The following is a 9,825-nucleotide window of genomic DNA, read 5'->3' as shown; positions in this document are numbered from 1 at the left end:
TGGCCCGTTGGTCAAGTGGTTAAGACACCGCCCTTTCACGGCGGTAACACGGGTTCGAATCCCGTACGGGTCACCAACATGGAGGATTAGCTCAGCTGGGAGAGCACCTGCCTTACAAGCAGGGGGTCGCAGGTTCGAGCCCTGCATCCTCCACCATTTAGTTTAATATTACTCATATCGCGGGGTGGAGCAACGAGCATCACATCCACCGAATAACTGCGAGTAACCCCGAAGCACCATTCTTCCATGAATATGCTAGTAGACGTAGGGGTTCAGAACAAGAGTATGTCTCTTAATAAAGAGTGAAAACAAATTAATATTTTTCTTATACCGCGGGGTGGAGCAGTCTGGTAGCTCGTTGGGCTCATAACCCAAAGGTCGTAGGTTCAAATCCTGCCCCCGCAACCAAAATATTTCATTTAACTTCATTGAGTTACTACTACGTAAAATGAAAATTAGTAGTGCTGTGAAGTGCAACCAATGGTCCGGTAGTTCAGTTGGTTAGAATGCCTGCCTGTCACGCAGGAGGTCGCGGGTTCGAGTCCCGTCCGGACCGCCACTTTTCATAACAACATCATAAGTTGGCTCGGTAGCTCAGTCGGTAGAGCAAAGGACTGAAAATCCTTGTGTCGGCGGTTCGATTCCGTCCCGAGCCACCATTTAATTTTACAATTAAGTGGAGGGATAGCGAAGTTGGCCAAACGCGGCGGACTGTAAATCCGCTCCCATCGGGTTCGTAGGTTCGAGTCCTACTCCCTCCACCATTTAACATTTAATTTTATAGTGAATAATATAGTAGGGGTATAGTTTAATGGTAAAACGAAGGTCTCCAAAACCTTTGATGTGGGTTCGATTCCTACTACCCCTGCCATTTCTATTTATGGCGGTCGTGGCGAAGTGGTTAACGCACCGGATTGTGGCTCCGGCATTCGTGGGTTCGATCCCCACCGGTCGCCCTTTTTATTGGGCTATAGCCAAGCGGTAAGGCATCGGGTTTTGATCCCGTGTATCCTAGGTTCGAATCCTAGTAGCCCAGCCAATTGCGGAAGTAGTTCAGTGGTAGAACACCACCTTGCCAAGGTGGGGGTCGCGGGTTCGAATCCCGTCTTCCGCTCCATTCGAAGTTGGCGGTATAGCCAAGTGGTAAGGCAGAGGTCTGCAAAACCTTTATCACCGGTTCAAATCCGGTTACCGCCTCCAACACACACGCCGGTGTGGCGGAATTGGCAGACGCGCACGACTCAAAATCGTGTTCCTTATGGAGTGTCGGTTCGACCCCGACCACCGGTATCTTAGGTAAAAACGAGTTAAATTAAGAAACGATAGAACACTCACAAATGTTGATATTTCAATGTTTGTGGGTGTTTTTTGTGTTGTGGGAAAAAGAGTGGAAAAGGTAGGATTTGAATTTGTTTTACACATTTTTTACACATGGATTTTTTTAATAATTATTTATTACTTAAAGCTGCTATTATGTTTGGCGGGCATAACTCAAAAAGCAATTTCACCGTACTATGTTAGTGAAAGGTTTAAAAAGTTTGTTCTTGTATATCTATTGACAATTTATATAAATACTAGGAGAATATTTTGTAGGAATATTGTGGAAGTTGTCTAATTAAATATCATCTTGAAAAAGCAGAAGTGTCTCTTGAGAGGGGAACCTTCTGCTTTTTTCTTTATGTTAATTAAATTAGCCTTAGCATTAAGCTACGAAAAGGGGGATTTTAGTGATTGATTCATTTAGTTTAAAACAAGTAGCAACTTATAATGAATTTGGAATAAATCTCACAGATTTAAAAAAGATTAATTTTATATATGGTGCAAACGGAAGTGGCAAAACAACTATATCAAACTTTCTATTTGATCCAGACCATGTTCGTTATAACCATTCTTCCTTGAACTGGAAAAACGACATACCTGTGAACATCCTGGTTTACAATAAAGCTTTTAGAGATAAAAACTTTGGAAAGGGAAATATAGATGGTGTCTTTACTTTAGGAGAAGCTACTAAAGAAGAGATTAAACATATTGAGAAACAACAGAATGAATTAGGGGAATTGAAAAACAAGCTTGTTAAGAAGAAAGAAACACTAGATAAACAAATTGAACAAGAAGAACAATTTGGATTAGAGTTTAGAGAAAAAGTCTGGAAAGGTATATATAAAAAGTATGAAAAGGATTTTAAAGAGGCATTTTCAGGTGTAATGAGAAAAGAAGCATTTATGAAAAAAATAATTGAAGAGTTCCAAAGTAATAACGCAAAGCATCTATCCTATGACGAGTTAAAAAACAGATCTAAGACTATATTTGGAAAGGTTCCAGAGACACTTTCTACAATACAACAAATTGATTTCAAGAGAATAATTGAAATAGAGAGTGATAACATTTGGATTAAAAAAATAATCGGTAAATCAGATATTGAAATTGCAAAGTTAATTCAAAACCTAAATTTGAATGACTGGGTTAATGAAGGAAGAAACTTTATACAAGATGACACTTGTCCATTTTGTCAACAAAATACTATTACCTCTAACTTCAAAAAGCAACTAGAAGACTACTTTGATGAATCATTCACTAACGACACTAATCTAGTTAAGACTTATAAAGAAGAATACAATCGATTGGCTGTAAACCTAATTAACTTTTTACAACAAATTGAAACTAATGAGAAGAATATCTCTGATTCAAAACTTGATATTGAGACATTTACTTCATACTTAAAAACATTAACAAGTCAGTTTACAACCAACAAGGAAAAACTGAACAATAAAAATAAAGAACCGAGTAGAATTATTGAGTTAGTCTCTGTAAAAGATCAGTTAGAAAGCATACAAAAGATAATTATTGATGCAAACGATCGGATTAAGAAGCACAACGATATAGTTGCTAACTATGCTACTGAAAGAAATAATTTAACAAAGGAAATCTGGAAATATATTATTGGAGAAAATAATGGCGACATTGAAGATTTTATAAAAAAATCTAATGGATTACAGAAAGGAATTGACTCTCTAAGGAAGCAATTTCAAAAATTAAGGGAAGAATATATTGACTTGGAAAGAGAAATAAAAACAGCAACCCAAAATATGACTAGTATTCAACCTTCTATTGACGAAATAAATTTAACACTTAAGTCATTCGGATTTGAGAACTTTCAAATCGTTTCATCTGAGACAGAAAATAATCAATACCAAATAAGACGTGAAGATGGATCATTAGCCGAGTCAACTTTAAGCGAGGGAGAAGTAACGTTTATAACATTTCTATACTTTTTACAATTAGCAAAAGGCAGCACCGACCAAGATTCAATTACCGATGAAAGAATACTTGTTATTGACGACCCCATTTCGAGTTTAGACAGTAATGTATTATTTATAGTAAGTTCATTATTGAAAGAAATCATAAAATTAATTAAAAAGGATGAAGGGAATATTAAGCAATTGATGCTGCTTACGCATAATGTTTATTTTCACAAAGAAGTGTCATTTATTGATGGAAGGACTAAAGAATGTGGAGATACTTATTACTGGATTTTAAGAAAAAACAACAATATCTCAACTATTCAAAAATTCGAGACAAAAAACCCAATACAGAATTCATATGAACTTCTTTGGCAAGAATTGAAAAGCAAAGATAATATCTCAATAGTTACAGTTCAGAATATTATGAGAAGAATCATTGAAAATTATTTTAAATTATTGGGTAAATATGGTGATGAAGATCTGATAAAAGAATTTCCAAGCAAGCAAGAACAAGAGATTTGTAGATCTCTAATCTATTGGATTAATGAAGGTTCACATACTATTCCTGACGACCTATATGTTGAACATCCAGAAGCTACAAATGAAAATTATTTTAAAGTATTTGAGGAGATATTTTTCTATACGGGCCATTATGAGCATTATAAAATGATGATGGGAATTCAGGACCAGGAGAAAGTTAAAGAACTAAGTTATTAATTCCAACACCTTTTCTTTCTTCCTTATTCACTTGTATTAATAGTAAAGCGGTACCCGGTACTTCAAATGGACAACTGTACACGAAGAGTAACAGGTACTGTTTATTTAAAAGTGGCTAAAAATGTTAAAATAATAAATGGAATTTAAAATAGTGTTTTTGGAATTAAATTAATCAAAGTAGGGTGAGGTCTTTGGCTACAAGAATATTATTAAGAAATCCAGCTGTTAGAGGGAATAGCTTTAGAGATTATTTACTACATTTGTGTTCATTACCAGGGGAAATATTAGTCCTTAGTTATGGTTATTTTGGAGAAAATATTGGAGTGGATACTGATTTAAAGGATTCCATAAAACGTGGTTTTTTAAACCTTGAGGAATCTAAGAAAAAATAATATTAATTGGTGGATATTTTAATAAATGTACAAATTATTATAATGGTACTGGCAGCGCTAACTGTTGTCATTGTTGTAGGTATGAAAATGTGTATCAAGATCTTGTAAGTGAATTTGGAAGTTCTATGGTTATAAGATTGTTTTATTGGCATTTTCCAAATTCAACAGGAAGGTATAAATGGCATTCCAAGGTTGCTTTAAAGTTAAAATATAAAAAGGACGGAAATTATTTACCTTTATCTGCAATGGTTGGAAGCAGTAATTTATCTCATCCAGCATTTAATTTAAATTCCCCATCTAAAACTGCTCAAGAGTGTAATGTTTATATCGAGTCGGGAAGAGTTCTTATGAATATGGGTGTTATTACAATAGGACAAATGGAAAAAAACAATTATGATATGGAGGAAGAAAAATTAATAGATTTTGATATAGATGGAAATTGGGGTTCATTACTAAGTTCTGCGAGCCTCCCAGTACGGCCTGTGGGGTGGAAAGAACAGGTGGAACTTAATCGTTTGTCAAACCAATTAGAAAAACTAATAGGTTTGAAGCTACCTCAATGCACTACTCATAATTATTAAGAAATAAATAATAGGCAAGCAATATAATTACAAATCTGTAATATCTAAAATAGTTGAATGCTGTCGTCACTTATCTTATAGCATCATTTTCATGAGAAGGAGGGTTTTTTTGATAAACTTAGATTTGAATTATCAACATAATGCTAAAAAGATTTTTAGTGGTAAAGATAGACAAGGTTTAAGGTCTAATTTTACTTTCTATGTCCCATATCACCTATTACTAAACCCAGATGATGAATTTAAAATTATTATGCCGAAGAATCCTCAAAAAAACATTACTTAAAAGTTGTTTCAAGGGTTGCTTATACTTTAAAACATAATCATAAATTTCTTGGCTTTGACGAAATAGATGAGGAGGACAAGACTAAAACCCTGTTATTTAGAAATGGTGGTAGATTTGGTATAACAGGTTATTCTAAGGTTCTTATTAGTTACGACCGTTATATAGATTTGTTTGATGATGATGGTAACGTCGTTGGAATAAAATTAAACAAGGCACTTGAAACGTTATGTGAGGTATATAATTACTTTTTAGATATCTATTGTGCAATTGTAAAACACAGACAGGTACTGAAATTGTCACCTCATGATATTCACACATTAGACTTTGGTCATTTAACAAAGAATGGAGAAGTATATAATAATATTAGGTTCTTTTCTATAAATGGAGCAACAGTTACAACTGGATTTGTTTCACCTAACAAATCAGTAATAAATAGATTGAAAGAAGTACTAATGAGTGCTGATCCCAATATTAGAAAATATAGTTTAGGCGTTAATGCAGTTCGTCAAGTTTTTGGTGGGGAATATTTGTCAGGGGTAGTCCAAGCTGTAACAGAATTAGAGAGTTGCCTGTATGAGGTTTATGAGCAGAAGCTTAAAGAAAAGGAAATAAGTTTCTTTCTATCAATATTTAATAGAGAGGCTATTTTAGTGATAGGATCCCCATAGATGTATAAGTACTCTGCAGCTTGGTATTTTTCTATTGGATCAAAGTTCATCGTTTTGTTTTGGTCTTCAATGTTTGCTGACTCCTCTTCGTTAATCTGTAGTTCATATTTCTTCGCAAATTGTTCATTCATAGTTGCACCTTCTTATTTGAATTATTAGAAGCTGACTGAGATTAAATCACCTTCGTAGCATAGCTTATCCAAGTGTAGTAGAGTAGTCGAATTAGGCAGAGGGTTTTTAATGTAAAATATCCAATTGATCTTTTTTGTTTGTTAGTTCTTGTCCCAGTCCCTTTCTAATAAGTATAGAAAGGGGGCGATTTTCTATATGGGGAAGGATCTATTTAAAAATTATTTTAATGGTTTAGAAAAGGAATTAGAGATAGGTAATTTTACAGAACATTCATTTAGACCGATTTTAAAAAACCTAATTCAATCTATAGACAAAGATATTGTTGCTATAAATGAACCACAACGTATTGAGTCAGGGGCTCCAGATTTTCTAATTACAAACAGTAATTTTCCTACCGGTTATATTGAGACTAAGAAGGTGGGTATGGACCTTGATGAAGTTGAAGAAAATGAACAACTGACAAGGTATCGCCAGGGCATATCAAATTTAGTTTTAACTAATTACACTGAATTTAGATGGTACTCATCAGGGACATTAATATTATCCGTTGAGATAGCAACAGTTAATAAAAATAAATTAAATATTAGACCTAAACAGTATGATGACTTTTTACAATTAATAAGAGGTTTTTTGGTCTCATTTGCCAGAATAGATACTCCCGAAGAACTTGCTAAAGGAATGGCTACTTATGGAATATATATTAAAAGAGAACTACAACAGTTACTAAAACAATCAAAAAAGAATGTTAATTCATTAAGACAACAGTTAGAAGGTTTTAGGCTTATTTTATTGGAAGAGCTTACTGAAGATCAGCTTTCTGATATGTATGCCCAGACAATCTGTTATGGACTGTTTGCTGCAAGGATATCCATACCGGAAAAAGACGTGCTGACCAGACACAATTCATCTGATGTAATACCAAAAACTAACCCTTTCTTAAGAAAGATGTTTAATCAAATAGTTGGGCCAGAACTACATGATAATATTATATGGATTGTAGATGATCTAGTAAAACTCCTTAATTCAACAGATATTAATAAAGTTTTAATATCTTCTAATGAAGATCCGATTGTTCATTTTTATGAAACTTTCTTGTCTTATTATGATGCATCTATTAAGACGCTAAGAGGGGTGTATTTTACGCCAAAACAAGTTGTTTCATATATGGTTAAAAGTGTAGATACCATTCTGAAAAATAACTTTAAACTTGAAGATGGTTTAGCTGATTCAAGTTTGATTACCAATAAAAACGATAAGAAACTACATAGAGTTCAAATTTTAGATCCTGCTACTGGGACTGGTACGTTTCTTAATGAGATTATAAATGAAATCTACAAGTCTTTCGAAGGGAATGAGGGAATGTGGTCAGGGTATGTATTTAAACATTTACTTCCCCGATTGTATGGCTTTGAATTGTTAATGGCCCCTTATACGGTGTCTCATATGAATCTAAGTCTTAGGTTGCAAAAATCAGGTTATGATTTATCAAATGATGAAAGGTTACGAGTTTATTTAACAAATTCCCTTGAAGAAGCACACGAAATGATACAGCAACCGTTATTTTCGTATTGGTTAGCTGAGGAGGCAAATGCAGCAAGGGAAATAAAAAGTGAAGTACCGGTTATGGTGGTTATTGGTAATCCACCTTACTTTGGTGATTCTGCAAATAATAACGAATGGATTAAATCACTTGTACAAGATTATTATTCTGTTGATAATAAGCCACTTAATGAAAGTAATACAAAATGGTTACAAGATGATTATGTAAAATTTATTAGGTTCGGTCAATGGAGAATTGAGCAAACAGGTACTGGGATATTAGCATTTATTACTAATCATGCTTATTTGGATAATGCTACTTTTAGAGGGATGAGAAATAATTTAATGAAGAGTTTTGATGAGATTTTTGTGTTAAACCTTCATGGTAATGCTAGGAAACAGGAAAAGACTCCTGAAGGCGCAACTGACGAAAATGTTTTTGATATTGAACAAGGAGTAGCAATAACCTTTTTTATAAAACATAATTCCAAAATTTCTGAGAGACCTGCCATATATTATAGTGACCTATGGGGAAAACAAACTGAAAAGTACAATTTTCTTGAAAACAATGATTTGAGCTCAACAGACTGGGTTAGGATTAATCCAATTGAACCTCATTATTTATTTGTTCCTCATGATACCAGTAACTATGGAGAATATAAAAATGGGTGGAAAATGACAGAAATATTTAATGTATATTCAAATGGAATAGTTACAGCAAGAGACCATTTCACAATTAACTGGTCACCAGATGAGGTTATGAATAAAATTATAGATTTTGTAAAACTTGACCCTGAAAGTGCAAGAGATAAATATGAACTAAGAAATGATGTAAGAGATTGGAAAGTCCAACTTGCACAAAAAGATGTTATAGATTCTAAATTGAATCCTGAATTAATAAAACCTATAATGTATCGTCCTTTCGATATTAGGTATACTTACTATACCGGAAATAGTAGAGGTTTTCTTTGTATGCCAAGAAAAAAGGTAATGGATAATCTAGTTAGAGGTAGCAATATAGCTTTAATAACATCACGATTAACCAAAGGGGAGACATTTAAACATGCATATGTAAGTAGAACAATAACTGATGCTGCTTTATTATCATCAAAAACATCCAACAACGCTTTTGTATTCCCTTTACACTTAATTGATAATGACGACTCAGTTTTGATAAATGATTTAGTTCCTCATCATAACTTTAATCACAAATTTCTTGAAGATATCGAGAATAAACTAGATATAAAGTTTGTGAAAAGAAAGAGAATTAATAAAAAGGAGTTTGCTGCCAAGGACGTATTAGGTTATATTTATGCACTTCTGCATAGTAATGGTTTTCGATATCGTTATAATGAATATTTAATTAGGGATTACCCCTACATACCCATAACAAGTAATAATGATTTATTCTTTAGATTATCTGAATTGGGTATTCAATTAGTAGATCTTCATCTATTAGAAAATCAGGTAAATATTGTTACAAAGTTTCCTATAGTTGGCACAAACAAAATAGAAAAAATAGTGTACAAGACTGAAAATAATAATATAGGCAGGATTTATATTAATAAAAAACAGTATTTTGAAAATGTGGACAAGGAAGTTTGGAGTTATGATATTGGAGGATATCAAGTTTGTGAAAAGTGGTTGAAAAATAGAAAACATCGAGTGCTTTCTTATGAGGATCTCTTACATTACCAAAAAGTTGTATCGATGATAAAGGAATCAATACAACTTGGATATAGAATAGATGATGTTATTGAACTCAATGGAGGATGGCCAATACAATAAGTGTTAGGATATATATATGTGAAAAATAGGGCTTGTGACAAAGGCTAATTATTCTTTGTCATAAGCCCTTAAATGTACATTAAAGAAACAAAAGATTTCGTTTGAAAGAATTCGCCTACATTAAAAGGAATATCTTTTATTTATATGTGATTGTTTTCAACAAAATTGCCCAAATTGTAGAGGATAAAGTTAGTTTTAATATTGGTGAATAGTACCATAAATAAATGAAAGTTTATACATCCGAAATTTGTGTTGGTATATAATGTTATATAGGGATGATATTATTTAGTCAATTAAGTTAATTTTTCTCGTATTCATACATAAAGGGGGAGTGTGGTTGTGCAGTATGCTACTTTAATAAAAAAATAAATAAAATGAACAACGATTTACTAAATGTGTTTCCTGAAAAAACAACTGGAAGACCATTATTGATGGTTTTTTTTAAAAGGATCTTTGGTTACATTTTGGATTAAATGGATCAGA

Annotated in this window: 5 protein-coding genes and 12 tRNA genes; all 17 read left to right on the top strand. The window is 33.1% G+C overall.

The genetic code is table 11. From position 1 onward, the window contains the following. The first annotated feature begins 1 nt into the window (after position 1). The 17 genes from BMX40_RS13495 (at position 2) to BMX40_RS13415 (ending at position 9,342) form a co-directional block, all read left to right on the top strand. A tRNA-Glu gene (locus BMX40_RS13495) sits at positions 2–76 on the top strand. 4 nt (positions 77–80) lie between these two features. After that, positions 81–156 (top strand) — tRNA-Val (locus tag BMX40_RS13490). Positions 157–331: 175 nt separating this feature from the next. After that, a tRNA-Met gene (locus BMX40_RS13485) sits at positions 332–408 on the top strand. Positions 409–482: 74 nt separating this feature from the next. Beyond that, positions 483–559, top strand: a tRNA-Asp gene (locus tag BMX40_RS13480). Between the two features lie 24 nt (positions 560–583). Then, positions 584–659: transfer RNA gene (locus BMX40_RS13475), tRNA-Phe, on the top strand. Positions 660–678: 19 nt separating this feature from the next. After that, positions 679–764, top strand: a tRNA-Tyr gene (locus tag BMX40_RS13470). Between the two features lie 33 nt (positions 765–797). After that, positions 798–871: transfer RNA gene (locus tag BMX40_RS13465), tRNA-Trp, on the top strand. Positions 872–883: 12 nt separating this feature from the next. After that, positions 884–956, top strand: a tRNA-His gene (locus BMX40_RS13460). Positions 957–964: 8 nt separating this feature from the next. Beyond that, a tRNA-Gln gene (locus BMX40_RS13455) sits at positions 965–1,039 on the top strand. Positions 1,040–1,042: 3 nt separating this feature from the next. Further along, positions 1,043–1,117: transfer RNA gene (locus BMX40_RS13450), tRNA-Gly, on the top strand. 9 nt (positions 1,118–1,126) lie between these two features. Beyond that, a tRNA-Cys gene (locus BMX40_RS13445) sits at positions 1,127–1,200 on the top strand. A gap of 8 nt (positions 1,201–1,208) precedes the next feature. Next, a tRNA-Leu gene (locus tag BMX40_RS13440) sits at positions 1,209–1,290 on the top strand. A gap of 437 nt (positions 1,291–1,727) precedes the next feature. After that, the gene (locus BMX40_RS13435) at positions 1,728–3,959 is read left to right on the top strand and encodes an AAA family ATPase (protein ID WP_170840797.1); all 2,232 of its coding nucleotides are present in this window, start codon (positions 1,728–1,730) and stop codon (positions 3,957–3,959) included. 191 nt (positions 3,960–4,150) lie between these two features. Next, a complete protein-coding gene (locus tag BMX40_RS13430; protein ID WP_090870765.1) occupies positions 4,151–4,351 on the top strand; it encodes a hypothetical protein in 201 nt (66 codons plus the stop codon). Positions 4,352–4,488: 137 nt separating this feature from the next. Beyond that, positions 4,489–4,932, top strand: coding sequence for a phospholipase D-like domain-containing protein (locus tag BMX40_RS13425; protein WP_170840796.1), 444 nt, complete (start codon positions 4,489–4,491; stop codon positions 4,930–4,932). A gap of 450 nt (positions 4,933–5,382) precedes the next feature. Then, positions 5,383–5,883 (top strand): hypothetical protein, encoded by a 501-nt coding sequence (locus BMX40_RS20345; RefSeq protein WP_170840795.1) that lies wholly within the window; start codon positions 5,383–5,385, stop codon positions 5,881–5,883. 327 nt (positions 5,884–6,210) lie between these two features. Next, the gene (locus BMX40_RS13415; protein ID WP_090870759.1) at positions 6,211–9,342 is read left to right on the top strand and encodes a type ISP restriction/modification enzyme; all 3,132 of its coding nucleotides are present in this window, start codon (positions 6,211–6,213) and stop codon (positions 9,340–9,342) included. The last annotated feature ends 483 nt before the right edge of the window (positions 9,343–9,825 follow it).

The sequence above is a fragment of the Oceanobacillus limi genome, from assembly GCF_900111445.1.
GTDB lineage: Bacteria > Bacillota > Bacilli > Bacillales > Amphibacillaceae > Ornithinibacillus > Ornithinibacillus limi.
Note: the sequence above shows the minus strand (reverse complement) of the source record. Positions and strands in the feature narration are given on the sequence as shown.